The following is a 22,090-nucleotide window of genomic DNA, read 5'->3' on the forward strand; positions in this document are numbered from 1 at the left end:
GCTAACTGCTAACTGCTAACTGCTAACTGCTAACTGCTAACTGCTAACTGCTAACTGCTAACTGCTAACTGCTAACTGCTAACTATTCATTAACCCAATTCTCTAAAATCTTTTTTCCATCTGGTGTTAACACAGATTCTGGATGATATTGAACACCTTTTACATCGTAAACTTTATGCCTTAATGACATTATTTGTCCGTTTTCATCAAATGACGTGGCCTCTAAGCTTTCGGGTAAATTAGCGTTTACAACCCAAGAGTGATATCTACCAACTTCAAATGTTTTACCTAATCCTTTAAATAATGGTTCGTCATCTACCGAAAGTGAAATCGTGGTTGAAACACCATGATACACATCTTCTAAATTTTCTAATGAACCACCAAAGACTTCGCCAATGGCTTGTTGTCCTAAACACACACCTAAAATACTTTTTGTTGGTGCGTAGGTGGCTATGATTTGTTTTAATAAACCTGCTTCATCAGGAATTCCTGGTCCTGGTGATAATACAATTTTATCAAAAGCATCAACTTCATCTAGTGTCAATTTATCGTTTCGTTTTACAATAACTTCACAATTTAAGTCTTCTAAATAATGGACCAAATTGTATGTAAAACTGTCGTAGTTGTCTATTACTAATACTTTTTTCATCTCAATGCCTGCTAAAGCAGGTATCTATTAATTAAACTATTTTCTTTTTTGCTTACTGCTAAATATCCTTCGCTAACTCAATCGCATTTGTCAATGCACCAAGCTTATTATATACTTCTTGCAATTCACTTTCGGCATTAGATTTTGCTACTAATCCTGCGCCTGCTTGCCAGAATAATTTGTGATTCTGACTTAAAAATGTTCTAATCATTATAGCATGGTTAAAGTTTCCGCTGAAATCCATAAAACCTATAGCTCCTCCATAATAACCTCTACTAGTTTTTTCATATTTCTCTATAAGTTGCATGGCTTTATGTTTTGGTGCGCCACTCAATGTACCTGCAGGAAATGTATCTGCTACCACTTGCATCGTATCTGTGTTTTTATGAATGGTTCCGGTTACTTTACTCACTAAATGTATCACATGAGAGAAAAACTGTACTTCTCTATAATTTTCTACAGTGACATTGCTTCCGTTTCTACTTAAGTCGTTTCGTGCTAAATCAACTAACATTACATGCTCGCTGTTTTCTTTGTCGTCTTTTATTAATTCCTCGGCAAGCTCTGCATCTTTAAGGTCGTTTCCGCTTCGCTTAAAAGTACCTGCAATTGGGTGAATTTCGGCTTTTCCTTCGCTAACTACTAATTGTGCTTCTGGAGAACTGCCAAAGATTTTAAAGTTGCCATAATCGAAATAAAATAAATATGGCGACGGATTAATACTTCTTAATGCTCGGTAAACATTAAACTCGTCTCCACTAAATTTTTGTGAAAACTGTTTAGATAATACCAATTGAAAAACATCGCCTCGTCCACAATGTTTTTTTGCTAATTCTACATGTTCTTTATATTCATCGTCTGTAAGATTAGAATCAATATCGCCATTGGTATCAAAATCGTAAGAGGCATATTGTCTGGTTTGAATTAACTGTAATATATCATCAATGTTATTTTCAGTATCAAAGCAATGCGCAAAAATATAGGCTTCGTTTTTATGATGATTAATCGCAATTATATTTTGATAAACGGCATAATATACTTCAGGAATAGCAACCGAATTTTCTTTTTTTGAAATTTCTATATCTTCAAAATATTTAACAGCATCGTAGGATGTATACCCAAAAATACCGTTGTTGATGAATTTAAATTCTTCTTTTGTATCCACTTTAAAACGTTGTGTGAATTTGTGTATTTCTTCAACAACACCAACTGTATCTACAAAATTAGATTTAGAACTACCATCGGGATAAGTTTGGTAAATGGTATCGCCTTCAACTTTTATAGAAGCAATGGGATTGCAACAGATATAAGAGAAGCTATTATCATTGGCATGGTAATCACTACTTTCTAAAAGAATGCTATTCGGGAATTTATCTCTAATCTTAAGATAAATGCTAACAGGTGTAATAGTGTCTGCTAAGATTTTTTTATAATGTGTATATAAACTAAATGTTTTCATAAGTTTTTAAATTAAAAAAGGCTTGTCGTGAATGACAAGCCTTTTTTCTATATAATTACATAACAAGGATGGTTTCACTAACTAACGTTTGAGAAATTCCACCACCAAGTATGATTTGTATTTATTTTCATAATATGGTCAAATATAGAAATGAAAATTCGTAAAGTCAAACATTTAATTAATTTTTTGTTAATTATTAAATGTTGGGTCATTTGATTAATAACTTTATAGCATGAAACATTTCTTATTAATACTTTTAATTTTTGTTTTACCAGTCCAGGATGAAAAATTAGAAGTTTATGATTATGATGGTTTAGAACCGTTAATCAATCAGAATGACGATAAAGTTCATGTTGTTAATTTTTGGGCTACTTGGTGCGGACCATGCATAAAGGAATTGCCATATTTTGAGGCTATAAACGAAAAATATGATGATGACAATGTTGAGGTACTTTTGGTAAGCTTAGATTTTCCGAAAAAATATGACACAGCCTTAAAACCTTATATAGAGAAACATAAATTAAAATCTAGAGTAGTTGCGTTAAATGACACGGATCAAAACAGATGGATACCTGCTATAAATGAAAACTGGTCTGGCGCGCTACCAGCAACTATTATTTATAGAGGTAATAAAAGGCAATTTTATGAAAAATCTTTTACACAAGAGGAATTAGAAACCGAACTTAAACAATTTTTAAAAAACTAGAAATATGAAAACTTTAAAATTATTCTCGGCATTAGTGTTGGTTTTAACGCTGTCAGCATTTACGATTAACACAGAAGACAAAGGATATAATGTTGGAGATGTGGCAACAGATTTTAGCCTGGAAAATATAGATGGAAAAATGGTGTCCTTATCGGATTACAAGGATGCTAAAGGTTTTATAGTAACATTTACGTGTAATACTTGTCCTTATGCTGTTGCTTATGAAGATAGAATTGAAGCTTTAAATAAAAAATATGCATCAAAAGGCTTTCCAGTTATTGCTATAATGCCAAATAACATAGATGTTAAACCTGGAGATAATATGAAGTCGATGCAGCAAAGAGCAAAGGAAAAGGGGTTTACATTTCCATATTTAATGGATAAAGATCAAGAGATTTATCCGCAATATGGAGCAACAAAAACACCACATATTTATTTGTTAGAAAAAACCGATAAAGGCAATGTTGTTAAGTATATTGGAGCAATAGACGATAATTATCAAGATGCGAGTGCTGTAAAAGAGAAGTATGTTGAAAATGCTGTTGATGCTTTACTAAAAGGAGAAGCAATCAAAGTAAACGAGACTAGAGCAATTGGCTGTTCTATTAAGGTTTAATAGCCTTTAGTTTCTTTAATATGATGAGATTCTGAATTAAATTAGGGATAAAATGTTAAAATATGAATCCGGAGTGTAACACTTCGGATTTTTTTTCGTCTATATCATAAGGAAAAGTTAATTTTACCCAAATTTAATATACACTATGGCAGATTTATCACAAGAAGATTGGATAAAACAATTAGAAGCGGACAATAATTCGGTAATTTTAGATGTTAGAACACAAGACGAAGTCGATGCAGGATTTATTCCAACCGCAAAGCATATAGACATTTATAAAGGTCAAGGATTTATAGATGAGCTAGAGGAGTTAGATAAATCTAAGAATTATTACGTGTATTGCAGATCTGGTGCTAGAAGTGGACAAGCTTGTGGTATAATGGATCAGTTAGGATTTGAAAACGCTTATAACCTAGAAGGAGGTTTTAATGATTGGGATGGTGAGGTAGCGCACCCTGAATAGTTTAATATTATAAATTATGAAAAGAATATTTACAATTTGTTGTTTTTTATTGGCTTTAAGTTTCAGTGTGAGTTGTTTAGATAATAAGCTAGAAAGCAATGAAGTAAAGTTGGTAACTGCTGAAGAAATGCAGTCTATATTAGAATTAGAAGATGTTCAGCTGGTAGATGTACGCACACCAAAGGAATACGAGGAAAGCCATATCGCCAATTCTCAAAATATTGATTTTATGTCGCCAACTTTTGATGTAGATATAACAAAACTTAATAAAGATAAACCGGTTATATTATATTGTAAATCTGGAGGAAGAAGTGCCAAATGCGCTAAAAAAATGAAAGATGCTGGCTTTGAAAAAGTATATGATTTAGAAGGCGGAATTTCTAAATGGAAACATTCCGACAACCTAGAGATAAAAGTAAAATCTTAAATTCTTAGTAACCGAACGAAACGTTCGGTTTTTTTATTGCCATAATTCATTTCCTAAATTCTTAAGGTTTTTATAAATTAGACGACTGTATAACGAAGACAACTAGACTTCTGTTACATTTGTAAATTAACACGTCCTCTATGAACTTTAAAAAAGTATTTCTGCTTTGCTTATTGGCATTTTCAGGTAATTTATTTGCTCAAATATATAATCCTGTAAAGTGGGAAACGAGAACCGAGAAAATATCAGACACTGAATATAATCTTATTTCTACAGCAACAATTGATGCTAATTGGCATTTGTATTCTCAAGTAGTGCCAGAAGGTGGCCCAATTGCCACGGGTTTTTCGTATAAATCCAATTCAGATTATGACATAGTTGGAAAAACTATTGAAGAGGATGGTCATACGATTATGGACCCTGTTTACGAGATGAAAATTAAATTTTTCGAAAATAAAACTGAGTTTAGACAACGCATAAAAGTTTTAAATGAAGAATTGTCAATCGTTGATGGCGAAGTTGAGTTTATGGCATGTGACGATGAAAAATGTATGCCACCAAGTTACGTTGATCTTAAGTTTAATATAAAAGAAGCTGAACTTATTAAAGAACCTTCTGCAACGGAAGTGATTAGTTTTGGTAATCAAGGAAAACAAATTTTTGAACCTGTAAAGTGGTCAACTTCAGTTGAAAAAGTAAATGATTCTGAATTTATTTTAGTTTCTAAAGCGACTATTGATGAGGGTTGGAAATTATATTCTCAAGTTGTACCAGATGGTGGTCCTATACCAACGAGCTTTGAGTACAATAGTGAGAATGGTATTACTCTTATTAAGAAAACTATAGAAGAAAAAGGCAAAGAGGTTATGGATAAAGTCTTCGAAATGAAGATTAAGTTCTTTAAAAACACAGCCGAGTTTAGACAAAATATAAAACTTACAGATTTAAAAACGACCACAGTAATGGCTGAGGTAGGTTTTATGGCTTGCAATGACGAACGTTGCTTGGCACCAACTTATAAAGATCTAGAATTCGATATAACTAAAAGTGTAGCTGTAAAAAAAAACGCTGATAATTTTGAGGCTGAAAAGGAAGAAGAAACAAAAGGTTTATGGTCTATCTTTTTTATAGCCTTCTTATCTGGTTTCGTTGCTTTGTTGACACCATGTGTTTTTCCTATGATACCAATGACGGTTAGCTTCTTTATTAAGCAAAGTCAGTCTAAAGCTAAAGGCATAAGAAATGCTATTATTTATGGATTATCTATTATTGTAATCTATGTGTTATTAGGGACAATTATCACAGCTATTTTTGGTGCAGATGCCTTAAACGCACTAGCTACAAACGTCTGGTTTAATCTTATATTCTTTATATTACTTGTTGTATTTGCAATGTCTTTTCTTGGAGCGTTTGAAATTGTATTACCAAACTCTTGGGCTAATAAAGCAGACAGACAAGCAGATAGAGGAGGACTTGTTGGTATCTTCTTTATGGCATTAGCGTTAGCTATTGTGTCATTCTCTTGTACAGGTCCTATTGTTGGTACAATTTTAGTAGAAGCTGCTTCAAAAGGTGGAATTGCGCCAGTTATTGGTATGCTTGGTTTTTCATCTGCCATTGCATTGCCATTTGCTTTATTTGCAGCTTTTCCAGGTTGGTTAAATTCTCTACCAAAATCTGGTGGTTGGTTAAATACAGTGAAGGTAGTTTTAGGATTTTTAGAATTGGCATTAGCCTTTAAGTTCTTATCACAAGCAGATTTAGTTTTACAATTACACTTACTTGAGCGTGAAGTGTTTATTGCTATTTGGATAGCTGTATTTGGCGCATTAACCTTATACCTATTTGGGAAAATTCAATTGCCTCACGATTCACCTTTAAAACATATTTCTGTAGGAAGATTAATGTTTGGGTTATTAACTTTAACCTTTACTATTTATATGATTCCAGGACTTTGGGGAGCACCTTTAAACTTAATTAGTGCGTTTCCGCCACCATTAGATTATTCGGAGTCGCCTTATGGTGTTGGGAATGCTAAAGGAGGAAGTTCTGCTAGTCACTCAGATTTACCTGATGGTGCACATTTATTAGCGCCTCATGATATTTTAGCATTTAACGATTATGACAAAGGTTTAGCATATGCTAAAGAAATAGGTAAGCCAGTAATGCTCGATTTTACAGGTTGGTCTTGTGTTAATTGCCGTAAGATGGAACAGAATGTTTGGGTAAAACCAGAGATTTTAAATAAATTAAAAAATGATGTCGTTCTTATTTCATTATATGTTGATGAACAAATTGATTTTCCGGAAGGTGAAGCTCCAGATTCTAAATTAAGACCAGGAAAAAAATTAAGAAATAAAGGTCAGAAATGGAGTGAAATGCAAACCATTAAATACAAAACAAATACTCAGCCTTATTATGTCTTAATGGATCATAACGAAGAAAACTTAAATGAACCTGTTGCTTATACACCAGATTATATGGAATATAGTGAATGGTTAACCGAAGGTATTGGGAATTTTAAAAACTAAACTTCAATTTTAGATAAGGTTTGTTGGATCTAGTTCCATCGTTTTAAAAGAACAAAAGTTGTTTTTAACTATTACAGCTGCTATGTATTCCGCACGTGGTTTAAAAGTGTGAAAATTCCATTCTTTTTTTTCTGATTTATCCCAATGTGTTTCTTGCATTTCTGCTATGAAATCGTGGTCTAAAGTCACAGAAAATGAATCTAAAGGAAACGATAAGCCACTTCCTATTGCTTTTATAAGAGCTTCTTTACGTGTCCAACATCTGTAAAAAGCGATATATTGTTCGGGTTTAGAAATTAATTGAAGGTCAGCTATTTCTTTTTTAGAGAAGAAGTTTGAAGCAATTTCAAAGGTATCGAAATCATTTTTTATTTTCTCAATGTCTATTCCAATAGTATGATTGGTTACAAAACCAATAGTAGCAAGATCTCCAGAATGCGATACATTAAAATTTAAATCTGTGTTTTGTTCAAATTTTGGTTTACCAAATTCACCATAACTAAACATTATATCTTGAGCATTTCTATTTAAATATTTTCCAGAGAGTGTGCGTAAAACACCTTTAGAAACAACGTAACATCTTCGGTCTTTATCAAATTTAAATTTGTTTGCGCGCGCTTGTTCATCTTGGGAGAGTAGGTGGAAATACTTTTTAACAGCCTCATCCTCTATATTAAAATCGAAAGACCAAATGTGTACTGTATTTGGTTCTAAATTAAAAAGTGATTCTGTCAATTTAATCATGGATTTAAATTGCTTTCTAAAAGGTATTATTAATCTGCAATACAAGCTTCAATTTGTTTAGAAACATAAGAAATATCTGGTTCTTTAAAAAGAGTTCTGTGATTACCTTTTGTATAATAAAGTTTTAATTCTCCGTTAGAAATTTCTTTCCAAGAGTCAATGGTAATTTTTTGTAAATCTTTATGTGGCTTTTTAGTAAGAATGAGAGATATATCGCCATTATGAGGTCTAAATTGGTAAGCCAAACATATTTGTCTTAAATTTTCTTGCAATTTCTCTAAATCTCTGGTGTTTTCATTTCCAAAATATTTAGCAATAAAAGGTCTTATATGCCATAATCTGTCTTCAAAATAATGCTTCGTACTTATCAATGGGTTTTTAGTAAATCTAATAGCGAAAGATTTAAGTCGCGCTTTTAATCTTAAGGGTGTGTTTAAAGACCAAGGTGATGCCATGGTATCCATTACTATAATATTTACTTTATGTCCAAGTTTGGAGAACTCAATAGCCATTTCATTTCCTACAGTTACACTAAAGCAATAGACTAAAATATTATAAGTTCCTTTTGTCTGGACAGATTGTATAGCCTTCATATAATCTGAAGTCATTTCCTCAACATTTTTATGCATTTCTCCTCCATAAAGTCCTGACGGTTCTAGTGCATATATTGGACGATCAGTTTTCATGTACTTAGTCAAGAGGTTATAAAATACTACGTGTCCTCCTCCTGAATGTATACAGAATAGAGGTTTTTTATTTCCTTTTTCTCTTAATGGAACTAGAAATTTAAATTGTTCTTTTTCTTCATCAATTTCTTTGTGAGATAATTGTTTGCTAAGCGTTTTTATAGTTTGATGTTCAAACAACTGATTCGCAGATAAAGAGATTCCTAATTTTCTAGCTTTAGCAATTATTTGAATACTCAATATAGAATCGCCTCCAATTTCAAAAAAGTTGTCGTCTGGTAAAACAGGCGAAAAATTTAATACTTCTTCCCAAATATTGATTAATTGCTGTTCAACTTCAGTTAGAGTAGAATTATTTTCAGAGAGTGAAGTTTCAATTGTTGTGTTCTTCTGTTCAATCGGTTTTAAATGCTTTCTATCCACCTTTCCGTTGGGAAGCAATGCGAAATTTGCAATTGAATGAAAAGTAGAAGGTACCATATAATCTGGTAACTGTTTTTTTAAATAGGTCTCAATGTCCTTAAGATTAAAACCTTTTTCTGTTTCAACATAGGCAACAAGACGTTTTGGTTTATCAGAACTATTAGAATCTGAACCATTTGAAACCAACTCTTTTAGTTTTAAAAGAATCAATTGGCGATCTTCATTGGGTAACTGATCTAATTTATTTTCTAAAATATCTTGTCTCATTTTACAGCCTTAATTATTACCATTGAATCTGCCCACCACGTATCTTTTACATCTGTTGGCATATCTAAAGGAATGATATGGACACTAAAGGAACTAAAATACTTTAATAACATATGTTGATGCTCTCTGCTTAAAGAGGCAATTTCATTTGAAAAATAAGTAAAACTTCCGCCTGGTTTTAAGTGTTTAGCTGCATGATGAAAAAAGTGTTCTGCAAATGTAATACTTGCATTAACGTATTGCATATATTCATCTTCGTTGAGTGGATACGTATGAAAAAATATTCCATCAAATAATCCTAAGTCATCAATACAATCTTGCCAGAGACTATGTACCAACCTGATGTTCTTTGCTGTATATTTAGATTTCCACGGCTTAAAATGTTGTTCTATAACCAAATCATTACATTCAATAATGGTGTGAGAGTCTATAGGATGTTCTTGAATCATATCTGCAGAAATTCCTCTGCCAAAACCTACTTCTAAAATATCGCCTCCATCTTCCGCTATTGCTTTTGCCATAGCTTTCATCAGTGGAATTTGCCAATCTTCCATGATTTCTTGAGCCGTTAATTGGGCTTGACCTCTTTCTGATAAACCAACAACTGTTTCGCCTGGAACAAAGTTTTTTGTTTGTTCATTGAGTGCGTTTAATTCGGCTGAAAATTCTTTTAAAGCTCTATTAACTACAGCGTTTCGTTGTGCAGCTTTTGGTGGATTTATAAAATTATCCTCTTTTACAACTAATGTGACTTCAAAATTTTCTGTTCTTTTAATTCTTTTCATAACACTATGACTTATTTCAATTGTTTGAATAAGTACGCTTTATCATTGGTATCTAATACTTCAACAGAGTGAAGCAATTTTTTTATCTCTACTGAATTTAAGTTTTCAATTAATAATTGAGCCAGTTCTGAAGCTTCTACCGCAGTATTGGTGTTTATTGAATTGATATTCTTATTTGCAGTTTCCGCAACGACAACAGCTTTTTTAACCATTTTAAATTCATTAAGGACAGTCTCAATTTCGTTGAGTTCTACGCGAAATCCTCTAATTTTTACTTGTTGATCTGCTCTGCCTAAAAATTCAATATTACCATCTGTATTATATTTAACGAGATCACCTGTTTTGTACAATGTAATGTTCTTCTCGTTTTTTAGATAAGCTTTTTCAGTTAAGTCTGGTCTGTTTATGTAATAACCTGCTAAACTTGGTCCACTCACATAAAGTTCTCCAGTTACACCAAAAGGTACTCGTTTTAGGTTTGAATTTAATATATGAACATTAGCATTAGCGACACTTTTTCCTATTGGTATTTTATTGTGTTCTAAATCTAATTCTGAAATTTTATGCGCAATACACCAAACGGTAGCTTCTGTTGGTCCATATTCGTTATATAAATTTACATTAGGAAGTGTTGAAAAATGCTTTTTTGCAACCGTAACAGAACACGCTTCACCAGCAACCATTACTGTTCTTAAACTGGTAAGTTTAGCGTTGTTACAATGTTCTAATATCAAATGATATAGTGATGGAAGCATCAAGGCGTGGCTTATCTTATTAGCCTCAATTATTTTACCAATTCCTTCAATATCTTGCTCTAAACGTTGTTCTGAAATTACTAAATTTCCTCCTGTACAGAGTGTCCAGAAAATACCAGCTTTAGAACTGTCAAAAGAAATGGAAGACATTAAAAGGAAAGCTGTTGGGTTATTATCATAAAATGCTAAGCGTCCTGCTGTAGAATTAATTATGTTTTTATGTGTAATGGGTACACCTTTAGGATTTCCTGTGCTTCCTGATGTATAGATTACATAAGCCAGGTCAGTGTTTGATACTAAAGGTAATTTTTTATTAGTATCGTCAATATCTTCAACGGCTTCAATAGTTATTAAGTCCGTTTTAAATTCATTGAAAATCGGAGTTAAAGATTGTTGTGTAATAATGCAATTTATATCAGCATCTTTTAATATAAAATCAATACGTTGTGAGGGATAATTTGGGTCTATTGGTAAGTAAGCGCAACCGGATTTTAAAATGGCAAGTAAGCCAACAATCATATCAGTAGACCGTTCAATAGATAAGCCTACTATTTTATCGTTTACATTCTTCCTCGCAAGTAAACTATGAGCTAAGGCTGTAGCCCGTTTATCTAAATCTTTATAAGATAATTTTTCTGAGCCAAAAGTAACAGCTATAGTGTCTGGGTTTTTCTTAGCAATATCTTCAATAATATGATGTATGCCTGTAAAGTTTTTAAAGATATGATTTGATGAGCTGTTATCTTTAGAGAAATACATCTTCTCATACGAGGTTAACATTGGTAGCTCAGCAATTGAATTATCTGAATTGCTAATGACTGCTTTTACTAAATTATTAAAATGTGCAGAAAAACGTTCTATTGTAGATTCATCAAATAGGTCTGTAGCATATTCTAGAGTGGTTGCAAGTTGACCATCTTTTTCATTTATAAATAAGGTTAAATCGAATTTTGAAGATTTTAAATGAATGTCATTACGCTTTTTAAAATCAATGTTATAATCATTGCTAGAGGTTTTTTCGTCACTGTTAAAAACAAACATTACCTGAAAAAACGGGTTCATGCTTAACGATCTGCTAGGTAATAATTCATTAACTAAATAGTTAAATGGAATATCATTATTAGAGAATGCATCTAACGTGTTTTTTCTAACTTTAGACAGTAATTCTTTAAATGAATTGTCTTCGTTAAACTGCGTACGCAAAACAATAGTGTCTACAAAGAAGCCTAGCAAATCTTGCAATGATTTATCCTTTCTATTAGTAAAAGGTAGGCCAATTAAAATATCTTTTTGGTTGGTGTATCTATATAAAAGTGTGTAGAAAATAGTTAGAGTTACCACAAAAGGAGTTGTTTCCATTTGTTTTGAAAACGCTAAAAGACCTTCAGAATCTTCTTTAGATAGTAGAGATGAATAATGCGCTCCTTCATACGAAGGTTGTAATGGTCTTTTATAATCCGTAGGTAATTCTAAAACTGGTATTGTGCCAGACAATTTATGTTTCCAATAGTCAACTTGTTTCGTTGGTAATGTTCTATGCTGATCCCAATAAGCATAATCTTGATACTGAATAGGCAGTTCTTTTGGCTGTATGGTTTCGCCTTTTGATAGTTTTGTGTAATACTCAGCTAATGAATTGATGAAATGTCGCATAGACCATTCATCAATAATAATGTGATGTATGTTTATGGACAAGATATGGTGTTCCTCAGACAGTTTTAGTAGCGAAACTCTAGTAAGTGGTGCAGCATTAAGGTTGAAAGGTAGAATGATTTCTTCCGCTATAAAATCGTTCGCTTTTTGCTTAGCCTCATCTAATTGAAAGGTACTGAAATCTACGGTGTTGATTTTTAATTTGAAATCCGAGGCAATCTTAATCGTTGTTTGTCCATCTTCAATAGGAAAGTAAGATCTGAGACTTTCTTGTTCTTCAATGATTAAATCGAAACTTTTAGATAGGAATTCAAAATTTAAATCTCCTAGTATATTATAAGACTCAGCATGATTGTAAAACGAATTACTAGGATATAACTGTTGTAAAAACCAAAGACGCTGTTGCCCTTTAGACAAAGGAATAGCTTTACCAAGAGGTGCTTTATTTATTTTAAGCAACGTTGATGCATTTCGCTTTTGATTTTTCCACTGACTGAGTAGGGAACTTTTGTCTATTTCACTTTTCATTAGGGAAAATTTTGAAAATGAGAACTTAAGACCACAAGCCTAAAGCATTAATAATACGTCTTATAAAACTCTTAAACTGATCGTCTAAACCAAATTTGATATCGAAAGTGCGTTCTATTACCCAATATAAGGAAACAATAATTAGAAATATTGAACCATAAAGTAAAATCTTCTTATAGATTTTTGTCTTTCTTAGCAGATACAGAACAGGAAACATCATTGCTATAATTAACAATTGACCGATTTCTACACCAATATTAAAGCCTAATAAAGATAAACCAAGGTTTTCTGATGATAGACCTAAATCGGATAAAACACTTGCAAATCCAAAACCATGAAAAAGCCCAAATACAAATGCAATAATCCAATCTTTACCTTTAAAAATAGGTTTTATATTATGGTATGCAGCTAACCCAATGGATAATGCAATTATAGTTTCAACAAATCTTGATGGTAGCTTCACGATCTCAAGTGAAGCCAAACTCAGCGTAATTGTATGAGCAATAGTAAAAAATGTGATTATTTTTATAACATAAAAGAAGGCATCTTTAAAACTCTCTACTGGTACCCAATTAGAAGATTCTATGCTTACTGAATTACCTGTAACGTTTGTCTCTTTTTTTCTAACTCTACGAACCACTGAAGGTAAAATCAATGCTAATAAAAATAGAATATGGTCAAGACCAATCCAAATATGCCAAACACCTTGTTTGATCATTGCGATTAAACCTTTCCATATAGACGTGTCTGAGAGATCTAATGTAGCTTCTGTTTCATTTGGTGTAAAACTCAGTGAGATATTTGCTTCTTGATTTATGACACCTGCTGCCCAACTATTTTCTGTGATTAAATAACCTCTATGTGTATCATCCTTTTCATAAACAACGTCATATTTTACATCTAGCAATTGTGGTAATTTTTCCATATTGTCTAGCTTAAAGAAAACCTGAACCATTGTGCCTTGGGAAATATCTAGTAAACCAACATTTTTTAAGACTATGTTGTGCGATCCATATTTAGATGAGAATGCGGCATGTTTTAAGATGTATGCTTTTAGTTGCTCTTCGTATGGTTTGAATTCTTCGGCAGTGACGTTATCTCTAAGGTTTAAATTAAAGACTTTGTTTATTTCACGTGTATTAATTTCAAATCGTCCTTCAATACCATTGGTTTCATAAACACTAATAAAGATATAACTTTGATTAGGGAAATGAGCAGCACTAATCATTGGTGTTAACAACAGTAGTATAAAAAGCGATTTTAGTAGTAGTTTTTTCATTTAGTTTAGTTTTAGCAAAAGGGAAATATTTAGAGATTTGTTAAACTATATTGATACAGATTTTAGCATAAAGTGATAAGGGTTTTTTGCATCTTCTGAAATGTTTTCAATTGAGATTTTTTGTCCAATTCCATACTCTTTTGCTAGGTCTAAAAATAAGTCCATAACAACTTGGTCTTCTAAAGCCCAACCAGTAGAGTCAAATACAGTTCTTTTGTTTTTAGCATAGGCATAAGTTTCTTTATGCTTAACCAAATTAGATAAATCAGGACCAATTTCAGCATCTGTCAATTGCTGGCATTCACCTTCGATTTTTGCTTGTTCTAAAAAATCTGGACAAACTAAACTTTGCTTTAAAAAATCTAAAGGAAGTTCTACCTTTCCGGGAAAATCAGAACCGATAGCATTGATATGAATATGTTCGTTAGTTTCTAAGTTATTAAATAAAGGGCCAGTACCAACGTCTATTGATGTTTCTGTACAAACAATATCACTTGTGTTTAAAATATTTTCAATTGATGAAAATATAATCTCAATGTTAAGGTCTAACATTTCTACGCGATTACTAAAAGATGTCATAGTTGCGGTATCCACATCAAATAATAATACTTTTTTGATGTTGAATACTCTAGATAAAGCATGAAGCTGTGTTACCGACTGTGCACCACAACCAATTAATCCCAAAATTGAACTTTGCTCTTTAGCCAAAAATTTTGAAGCAACAGCAGATGCTGCACCTGTTCTTAAAGCTGTGAGTAAAACGCCATCTACTAAACCTTTAAGATGGCCAGTTGTTGTGCAGTATGATGAAATAGATGATAAAATAGTAGGTAAATCTAGTTTTTCAGGGTTTCTAGGATGGTAACCTACAACCTTTATAACCACTTCTTCTCCTAATTTATGAACAGGCATCCATTCTACTAATCCAGGATCATTTATATCGTAGTTAAAACCAGAGCGAATTGGGATTTCAGTTTTTTCAGCATCGTATGCTTTAATACTCTCTGTTGTTCTCCTTATTAGTGTGTCCATTAATTTATTGAAACCATAAGTTTCTACTATTAAATTGACATCACTAGCAGATAAAATTAGTGTATTCTTCTTCATGGGTTAGCGAAGTTAAAAAAGGCTTTTTTTTTTCAATTTAGTTGATTATTAAGGATATCGAACAATTTCAATCAATACATTCGATAAAGTGGTCATTCCCAAAGATATTAGTGACAATATTGTAATAAATCAGCGTTTTTCGTAATTGATAATTGAACTAAATTAATTTTTATAACTTTATCAAAACAATGTTTTTCATCACATTAGATGTGAAAATATCTTTATTAAAGTATTTACGATAAAATCGAATTAAGGGTTTTAAAATATTTTAAATTAGTTTTTTTAGTGTTGTTTTTTGTCAATGATTTACTTCTTCCTCATTAAATCATAATATTTATTTTGGTGCACGACAAAGCCTAATTTGGTTTTGAGTTTTGTATCGCTATTGAATATAATTCTAATAATTATTACATGAGTATACGTAGCTTCAGCGCCTTCGCAACGTTTAGTTTTTCCTGTTGAGAATTTGTATGATGGTAAACATTATATTCAAAAGATTGATGTTTATCAAAAACTTTGATTATTCAATGGATAGCAATATGAGGTTATTAGAAACTCAAAAGTTTTAACTATAGATATAGATGAATAATCTTCTTTTATATGAATTGTAGAATTAATAAAACCAAGCACTTCATATTTACGTAAACTTACTAAAAGTATATACTTTTAGTAATTGAAGCATGGATTTATTGCTGAATAACTAATTAAAACGCGAATAAAAGGGAATGTAGATGTTTAACGGATTAAAATTCATTACGACTTGATAATCAGTTTATTTATATATTTTTCGTTTAATTAGCTAAGTTTTGTTTTTTTAAAAACAGAATATTGAGATAAAAATTACAAAACAAAATTTTAATAAAACCGATATACAAGTGAATTTTTCTTGGAGCCCAGAACAGATTGATTTTAAGGATAAAATAATTGCATTCGCAAAAGAAAATCTTAATGATGATATTGAAGAACGCGATCAAAATTTAAGTTTTTCAAGAGTACTCTGGAAAAAGTGTGCTGAATTTGGGATTCAAGGTTTGTCAGTGCCAAAGAAGTATGGAGGGAAATTTAAGGACATTGATTTACTAACAGCAACACTTGCTATGGAAGGTTTAGGTTATGGTAGTAATGATAATGGCTTGCCATTTGCTTTAAATGCGCAAATGTGGACTGTGCAATTACCGCTTTTTGAATTTGGCACTGAAGCTCAGCGAGAAAAGTTTTTAAGGTCTATGGTAATTGGTGACAAAATAGGATGCCATGCACTAACGGAACCAGAAGCCGGTTCTGATGTGTTTAATATGAAAACACATGCTAAAAAAGTAGAAGGCGGCTATATTCTAAATGGTCAGAAACGCTTAATCACTTTTGGACCAGAAGCAGATATCGCTTTGGTATTTGCAAATGTTAATCCAAAAATTGGAAAATGGGGAGTAACTGGCTTTATAGTAGAAAAAGGTACCAAAGGATTTACACAAGGTGTAAACAAATCTAAAATGGGATTAAGAACAGTACCCATTGGAGATTTATTTTTCAAAGATTGCTTTATTCCAGAAGAAAATAGATTAGGAAAAGAAGGGTCTGGTTGGGCAATTACCACGTATTCTTTAGAGTATGATCGTTGCAGTATTTTAGCAAGTCAATTAGGTGCTATGGAGCGTCAATTAGAAACCAGTATTAAATTTGTACAAGAAAGAAAACAATTTGGTCAAGCTATAAATACATTTCAATCTGTGTCTAACCGAATAGCAGATATGAAACTACGTTTAGAAACCTCAAGACTTTTACTATATAAGGTTGCTTGGCTTAAAAATGAAGGCGATTCTGCAATGTTAGATGCAGCATTGTTAAAACTACAATTAAGTGAGAGTTTTATAACGTCTAGTTTAGATGCTGTTCGTAACCATGGCGGAAGTGGTTATATAACAGAATATGGTGTAGAAAGAAATCTTAGAGATGCTGTTGGTGGTGTTTTATATGCTGGTACTTCAGATATTCAACGAAACATTATTTCACAATTATTATTTTCTAAATAATGTATAACGAAATGATTTATACAATCCCAAAAATATTAGAAAATGCAGTTTTAGAGCATCCAGATAAGGTGGCTCTTAGATACATGTCTCAATCTATTAGTTATAAAGAATTTTATGAAAAATCAGAATGCTTAGCGATTACTTTGCTCCAGCTTAATGTAAAAAAAGGCGATCGTATAGGTATTTATATGAATCGCTGTATGGAATCATTTATAGCGGTTTACGGTATTACAATGGCAGGAGCCGTATTTGTTCCTTTAGATCCTACTGCGCCAAACGAACGTACGCAATTTTTAATAGACGATTGTAAAATTGAACATCTAGTTACGGTGCCAGCACAATCTAGGGCAATTGTTAAAATAGCTGCAGTTTCAGAAGGTTTACAAACAATAATTGGGCTAGATAAAGATTTAGATGTAAACACAGTATCTTGGTCTAATGTTTATAAATCAGACAGAAATTCTGTTGAGTTTCCTAGAGTTTTAGGTAAAGACTTAGCGTATATAATGTATACTTCAGGTTCTACAGGATTACCAAAAGGTATTATGCATACACACAATAGTTGCTTGGCTTACGCTAAAGGTTCTAAAACGCTTTATGATGTTGCTGCTCTAGATGTTATTGCAAGCCATGCTCCATTGCATTTTGATATTTCAACATTTGCCTATTTTACAGCACCATTGGCTGCATCTACAATCGTTGTTTTGTCTGACGCGCATACCAAAATGCCAGTAAGTTTAGCACAGTTAATAGAACAAGAAAAAATTAGTATTTGGTATTCTGCACCACAAGCATTAATACAATTGTTCCTCAATGGACTAATTGAAGAAAAGGATTTTTCATCGCTACGATGGGTTTTATTTGGAGGCGAAGTATTTCCTAATAAATATATTAAGCAATTATTAGCGCTTTGGCCTCAAGCCAAATTTAGCAATGTTTATGGTCCTGCAGAAGTTAATCAATGTACATATTTTAACATTGACAATACTTATGAGATTAATGAAGATTTACCTCTTGGTACAGTTTGGGAAAATACAGATTACCGAATTTTAGACACTAATGATAAACAGGTAGAAAAAGGAACTTCAGGAGTTTTAGCGATAAGAAGCGAAACCATGATGTTGGGCTATTATAATAACAAGCCACTAACAGATAAATCATTTTATCACGAGTCAATCCTATCAGGTTATGATCATGTTTTTTTTAAAACAGGCGACGTCGTCAAAGAAAATGAGATAGGTCAATTACTGTTTATTGGTAGAAATGATAGGCAAGTAAAAATTAGAGGTTATCGTGTAGAATTAGATGAAATTGAAGCTATACTCCTTCAACATATAGATGTGAGAGAAGCAGTGGCATATGTAGAAAAAAATAATAATGAGTCTCGTGATTCGGTTACAGCGGTTGTTTTGTTAAAAAATGAAACAAGTGAGATTGATATCAAAGAATTAAAAATACACTGTTCGCAAAATTTACCAAAATATGCTGTTCCGGAAGAAATTTATATAATGAATGAATTCCCAAGGACAACCTCAGACAAGATAGATAGAAATAAAATTCAAATAAAAATATCAGAAAACCATAATGGATAATACAATTATAAATTACATAAAAAATCAACTAATTGTAAGTGACGAAGCTATTGATCTTGATGCGGAAGATGATTTGTTAGGAAGCGGATTATTAGATTCATTGAGTATGATGAAGCTGGTTGGGTTTATAGAGCAAGAGTTTAAATTAAAAATTCCTGCTCAAGATATGGTCATAGAAAATTTTATGACGGTTGCCTGTATTACAAATTATTTAAAAAGTAAATCAGATTAAGGTTTAGAACTATAATGAATTCAGAAATTAATTACATAGAGACAAATATAGCATTGACGCAAAGTCAATTAATGCTTTGGGTTGGTCAAAAACTAAATCCAGAGAGTCCTATGTATAATATGGCACATTCTTTTGAGATTTCAGGTAAATTAGATGTGCGAATTTTTAAGCAATCTTTTAATGATTTAATCGCTAATTTAGATGTGTTCAGAATAACATTCAGTGAAGACAAAGGCATTCCATCTCAAAATGTTTTAGCGAATTTTCAATATGATTTAGAAATTGTAGAGTTTTTAAACAGAAGTACATTAGATTTAGAAAAGGAATTACAAAACAGAACTATGCAAGTTTTTGATACTTCTCAACCTCTGTTTAATTCCGTTCTTTATAAGTTAGATACAGCTAAATATGTGTGGTTTTTAAATATGCATCATTTAGTTACAGATGCGACATCGTCTACTGTTTTATTTGATAATTTTTCAAAGCTTTACCAACAACATTTAAATTCTGAAAACGAAAGTTTACCAGAAATTCCACAGTTTAGAGATTATCTAAAATTTGAAGCCATTATTACACATGACAAAGAAAAAGATGATATTAGAAACTACTGGAAAGAAACGGCAAAAAAAGTAACTGCAGCACCTATTTTATATGGTCAAAAGAATAAAGAATCCACATCGTCTTCAACTAGAGTTTCTGTTAGTCTGGGCAAAGATCGTATTGCAAAATTAGAGCAGTTAGTGAGTTTGCCAGAGTTTCGCTGTTGGACAAAAGATCTTACCTATTTCAATATATTTCTAACGGCATTATTTGTCTATATAAAGCGAGTAAGCAATGAAGAAAAATTAGCCATTGGTGCATTGTCTCACAGTAGAGTGACCAATGCATTTAAGAAAACCGCAGGTATGTTTGTGGAATTGTTTCCGCTGGTTGCTGAGTTTTCTACTGATGATACATTTCTAACTTTTTACAATAAAGTACGAAATGAAACTAATAACTATTTATGTAACGCTCAACCAGGAATGGCAACTACAGAAGCAAGTAGCGGCTTTAACGTGGTGCTGAATTATATAAAAGCTAGTTTTTCAGATTTTAATGGTAATTCTGTGACTTCAAAATGGATTCATCCTAATCATTGTGACGCAGCACATCATATGAGATGTACGGTTTATGATATGGATGGAACAGGAGATATAGAGTTGTTGTTTGATTTAAATACAGCAGTATTTAATTCTGAAATGCAAAAAAACACGCCATCACATTTCTTAAAAATATTAGACGCTTTTCTAGAAGATAATTCTCAATTAATAGACGTGCCTTCAATGATTAGCAAGGAAAGTATAAAAGAAGAATTAGACATGGTCGCTTTTAATAATTCTTACCCATCTTTCATAAATAAGATTACTGATGTCATTGAAAATTATTCAGACAAAATAGCTATTAGAGATAAATCGGAAACATACACATATAATGATCTAAACAGGTTGTCTAACGCGCTTTGTTTTACGTTAAAAAATAAAGGAATTAAAGCAGGTGATCGTGTGGGTTTGCATATGTATAGGTCTGCTGATTACGTTATTTCTTTATTAGCTCTTATGAAATCTCATGTAACTTGTGTTCCTATTGCTGCCGATCAGGCCAAAGAGCGCATTAAGACTATATTAGAAGATTCTGAGTGTAAATTGGTAGTGACAACGTCAAGTTTAAAAAAGAATTTAAAAGATTCTGCCATAGAGGTTTTTGATATTTCAGATAAAAGTTGGACGGATAACAAATCCAATACTACGTTTACTCTACAGAAATTTAATCCTAACGAAATAGCCTACATATTATACACATCTGGTTCTACAGGGAAACCTAAAGGCATTAAAATTAAAGAACAAAGTGTCTCTAATTATTTACAGAGTTGTAATAATTTTTGGGGCGCGCAAACAAAGTTTGCATTCTGTACATCGATAAGTTTTGATATAACGTATACGGCAATTTTATTGCCACTGTATCAAGGCGGAGAAATCATTGTTTATAAAGAGGATGAAGAAGGTCCAGATGGTTCGGTATTAAGAATGTTAGAAGATAATAGAGCAGATTCTATTGTGTTAACACCATCACATTTATTATTGTTTATTGGTAAAGGAAATGCTAATTGTAGCTTGAGAAATATTATAGTATTAGGCGAAGATTTTAAAACGGATTTGGCCAATAAAATTAAAGAAGAGTACCACAAGGATACTAGTATTTATAATTTTTATGGTCCAGCAGAAGCTACTATTGCTTGTGTGATTTCAAAATTTAACTCTGAAAAACATAAAGGTGTTTCGGTTCCAATAGGTAAACCTATAGCTAACACAATCGCCTTGGTGTTAGACGACTATCTTAATCCTGTTCCTAAAGGTGTGGTTGGTACGCTTTTTATTGGTGGTCATGGTATTGCAGATGGTTACGTAAAACGTCCTAATCTTACAGCAGAACTATTTATTACAAATCCATTTTTAAATACAGATAGACTTTACAATACTGGCGATTTAGTGAGACTTAATAGTGATAATGAGTTCGAGTTTTTAGGTCGAAAAGATAGTCAGGTAAAACTGAATGGTCATCGTATTGAGCTGAGAGAAATAGAATGTGTTTTAGAACAGATTGATGGCATTATTGAAGCCGTAACACTTGTTATAGAAAAAGATGATGGTGGATTAAATAAGAACGCACAATTGGTTGCCTTTTATAGAGGCGATTATGAACTTGAAGTGTCACAAATTCAAAATTATTTAGTTAGGAAGCTTCCAAGTTACATGATACCATTGCAATTTAAATATCTACATCACTTTCCGCTAACCACAAGCGCTAAAACGGACCGTAAAAAACTTAAAGATGAAAATAATATAGGATTTAAGTCCAATGAAGCCTATATCGCACCAACAAATGAAATAGAAGAAATTGTTGCCAATGTATGGTCAGAGTTATTACATATTGAAAAAATTGGGATCTATGATAACTTTATTGCACTAGGAGGACACTCATTATTAGCTATGAGAATTACAAGTGCTTTAAACGAAATACTAGAAATGGAAAACCCACTTGATAAAATTTTCGTATATCCTACTGTAGCCTCTTATGCAACCTATGTAGAGGAAACCATAATAAGCTTATTAGCCGAATAG

17 protein-coding genes are annotated in these 22,090 nt (G+C 32.1%); 9 read left to right on the plus strand and 8 right to left on the minus strand.

The genetic code is table 11. The annotated features are described in order from the left end of the window. Positions 1-82: 82 nt before the first annotated feature. Both Q0891_RS14845 and Q0891_RS14850 read right to left on the minus strand, forming a co-directional pair. The gene (locus Q0891_RS14845) at positions 83-649 is read right to left on the minus strand and encodes an aminodeoxychorismate/anthranilate synthase component II (protein ID WP_299102853.1); all 567 of its coding nucleotides are present in this window, start codon (positions 647-649) and stop codon (positions 83-85) included. Positions 650-707: 58 nt separating this feature from the next. Beyond that, positions 708-2,108 (minus strand): anthranilate synthase component I family protein, encoded by a 1,401-nt coding sequence (locus Q0891_RS14850; RefSeq protein WP_299102855.1) that lies wholly within the window; start codon positions 2,106-2,108, stop codon positions 708-710. Between the two features lie 232 nt (positions 2,109-2,340). Here Q0891_RS14850 and Q0891_RS14855 point away from each other — a divergent pair, with 232 nt between their 5' ends. The 5 genes from Q0891_RS14855 to Q0891_RS14875 all read left to right on the plus strand — a co-directional run bounded on the left by Q0891_RS14855 (position 2,341) and on the right by Q0891_RS14875 (position 6,851). Beyond that, positions 2,341-2,814, plus strand: a complete 474-nt coding sequence (locus Q0891_RS14855) for a TlpA disulfide reductase family protein (protein ID WP_299102857.1) — start codon at positions 2,341-2,343, stop codon at positions 2,812-2,814. 4 nt (positions 2,815-2,818) lie between these two features. Beyond that, positions 2,819-3,430, plus strand: a complete 612-nt coding sequence (locus tag Q0891_RS14860; protein ID WP_299102859.1) for a thioredoxin family protein — start codon at positions 2,819-2,821, stop codon at positions 3,428-3,430. A 145-nt stretch (positions 3,431-3,575) separates the two neighbouring features. Beyond that, on the plus strand, positions 3,576-3,893 hold the full coding sequence (locus tag Q0891_RS14865; RefSeq protein WP_299102861.1) for a rhodanese-like domain-containing protein: 318 nt from the start codon (positions 3,576-3,578) through the stop codon (positions 3,891-3,893). Positions 3,894-3,909: 16 nt separating this feature from the next. After that, positions 3,910-4,320, plus strand: a complete 411-nt coding sequence (locus tag Q0891_RS14870) for a rhodanese-like domain-containing protein (protein ID WP_299102863.1) — start codon at positions 3,910-3,912, stop codon at positions 4,318-4,320. Positions 4,321-4,460: 140 nt separating this feature from the next. After that, positions 4,461-6,851, plus strand: a complete 2,391-nt coding sequence (locus Q0891_RS14875) for a protein-disulfide reductase DsbD (RefSeq protein ID WP_299102865.1) — start codon at positions 4,461-4,463, stop codon at positions 6,849-6,851. Positions 6,852-6,860: 9 nt separating this feature from the next. On the opposite strand, the gene Q0891_RS14880 is transcribed toward Q0891_RS14875, so the two are convergent. The 6 genes from Q0891_RS14880 to Q0891_RS14905 are packed head-to-tail and all read right to left on the minus strand — an operon-like array spanning position 6,861 to position 15,078. Further along, a complete protein-coding gene (locus Q0891_RS14880; RefSeq protein ID WP_299102867.1) occupies positions 6,861-7,595 on the minus strand; it encodes a 4'-phosphopantetheinyl transferase superfamily protein in 735 nt (244 codons plus the stop codon). A 29-nt stretch (positions 7,596-7,624) separates the two neighbouring features. Next, positions 7,625-8,971: a phosphopantetheine-binding protein gene (locus Q0891_RS14885; RefSeq protein ID WP_299102869.1), complete on the minus strand. Its 1,347-nt coding sequence runs from the start codon at positions 8,969-8,971 to the stop codon at positions 7,625-7,627. Beyond that, positions 8,968-9,756 (minus strand): class I SAM-dependent methyltransferase, encoded by a 789-nt coding sequence (locus Q0891_RS14890; protein WP_299102871.1) that lies wholly within the window; start codon positions 9,754-9,756, stop codon positions 8,968-8,970. Before Q0891_RS14890 ends, Q0891_RS14885 begins: the two co-directional genes overlap by 4 nt. Positions 9,757-9,767: 11 nt before the next feature. Next, a complete protein-coding gene (locus Q0891_RS14895; RefSeq protein ID WP_299102873.1) occupies positions 9,768-12,692 on the minus strand; it encodes an amino acid adenylation domain-containing protein in 2,925 nt (974 codons plus the stop codon). A gap of 25 nt (positions 12,693-12,717) precedes the next feature. Beyond that, positions 12,718-13,971 (minus strand): HupE/UreJ family protein, encoded by a 1,254-nt coding sequence (locus Q0891_RS14900; protein ID WP_299102875.1) that lies wholly within the window; start codon positions 13,969-13,971, stop codon positions 12,718-12,720. Positions 13,972-14,016: 45 nt separating this feature from the next. Next, a complete protein-coding gene (locus Q0891_RS14905; protein ID WP_299102878.1) occupies positions 14,017-15,078 on the minus strand; it encodes a hypothetical protein in 1,062 nt (353 codons plus the stop codon). Between the two features lie 875 nt (positions 15,079-15,953). Between Q0891_RS14905 and Q0891_RS14910 the strand changes: the two genes are divergently transcribed. The 4 genes from Q0891_RS14910 to Q0891_RS14925 are packed head-to-tail and all read left to right on the plus strand — an operon-like array spanning position 15,954 to position 22,090. Beyond that, positions 15,954-17,108 carry an acyl-CoA dehydrogenase family protein gene (locus Q0891_RS14910; RefSeq protein ID WP_299102880.1) on the plus strand — a complete coding sequence of 385 codons (1,155 nt, stop codon included), beginning with the start codon at positions 15,954-15,956 and terminating at the stop codon, positions 17,106-17,108. 11 nt (positions 17,109-17,119) lie between these two features. Next, positions 17,120-18,700 (plus strand): amino acid adenylation domain-containing protein, encoded by a 1,581-nt coding sequence (locus Q0891_RS14915; RefSeq protein ID WP_299102882.1) that lies wholly within the window; start codon positions 17,120-17,122, stop codon positions 18,698-18,700. Then, positions 18,693-18,932: a phosphopantetheine-binding protein gene (locus tag Q0891_RS14920; protein ID WP_299102884.1), complete on the plus strand. Its 240-nt coding sequence runs from the start codon at positions 18,693-18,695 to the stop codon at positions 18,930-18,932. The genes Q0891_RS14915 and Q0891_RS14920 overlap by 8 nt, the downstream gene beginning before the upstream one ends. Before the next feature lie 14 nt (positions 18,933-18,946). After that, on the plus strand, positions 18,947-22,090 hold the full coding sequence (locus Q0891_RS14925; protein ID WP_299102886.1) for an amino acid adenylation domain-containing protein: 3,144 nt from the start codon (positions 18,947-18,949) through the stop codon (positions 22,088-22,090).

The organism is uncultured Winogradskyella sp., assembly GCF_947498005.1.
Taxonomy (GTDB): Bacteria; Bacteroidota; Bacteroidia; order Flavobacteriales; family Flavobacteriaceae; genus Winogradskyella.

Bases quoted from the DNA above. Each gene is read 5' to 3' on its own strand.
- Q0891_RS14865 (WP_299102861.1), top strand. From the start codon at position 3,576: ATGGCAGATTTATCACAAGAAGATTGGATAAAACAATTAGAAGCGGAC.
- Q0891_RS14860 (WP_299102859.1), top strand. From the start codon at position 2,819: ATGAAAACTTTAAAATTATTCTCGGCATTAGTGTTGGTTTTAACGCTG.
- Q0891_RS14890 (WP_299102871.1), bottom strand. From the start codon at position 9,756: ATGAAAAGAATTAAAAGAACAGAAAATTTTGAAGTCACATTAGTTGTA.
- Q0891_RS14875 (WP_299102865.1), top strand. From the start codon at position 4,461: ATGAACTTTAAAAAAGTATTTCTGCTTTGCTTATTGGCATTTTCAGGT.
- Q0891_RS14895 (WP_299102873.1), bottom strand. From the start codon at position 12,692: ATGAAAAGTGAAATAGACAAAAGTTCCCTACTCAGTCAGTGGAAAAAT.
- Q0891_RS14855 (WP_299102857.1), top strand. From the start codon at position 2,341: ATGAAACATTTCTTATTAATACTTTTAATTTTTGTTTTACCAGTCCAG.
- Q0891_RS14845 (WP_299102853.1), bottom strand. From the start codon at position 649: ATGAAAAAAGTATTAGTAATAGACAACTACGACAGTTTTACATACAAT.
- Q0891_RS14925 (WP_299102886.1), top strand. From the start codon at position 18,947: ATGAATTCAGAAATTAATTACATAGAGACAAATATAGCATTGACGCAA.
- Q0891_RS14915 (WP_299102882.1), top strand. From the start codon at position 17,120: ATGATTTATACAATCCCAAAAATATTAGAAAATGCAGTTTTAGAGCAT.
- Q0891_RS14870 (WP_299102863.1), top strand. From the start codon at position 3,910: ATGAAAAGAATATTTACAATTTGTTGTTTTTTATTGGCTTTAAGTTTC.
- Q0891_RS14880 (WP_299102867.1), bottom strand. From the start codon at position 7,595: ATGATTAAATTGACAGAATCACTTTTTAATTTAGAACCAAATACAGTA.
- Q0891_RS14920 (WP_299102884.1), top strand. From the start codon at position 18,693: ATGGATAATACAATTATAAATTACATAAAAAATCAACTAATTGTAAGT.
- Q0891_RS14885 (WP_299102869.1), bottom strand. From the start codon at position 8,971: ATGAGACAAGATATTTTAGAAAATAAATTAGATCAGTTACCCAATGAA.
- Q0891_RS14905 (WP_299102878.1), bottom strand. From the start codon at position 15,078: ATGAAGAAGAATACACTAATTTTATCTGCTAGTGATGTCAATTTAATA.
- Q0891_RS14850 (WP_299102855.1), bottom strand. From the start codon at position 2,108: ATGAAAACATTTAGTTTATATACACATTATAAAAAAATCTTAGCAGAC.
- Q0891_RS14900 (WP_299102875.1), bottom strand. From the start codon at position 13,971: ATGAAAAAACTACTACTAAAATCGCTTTTTATACTACTGTTGTTAACA.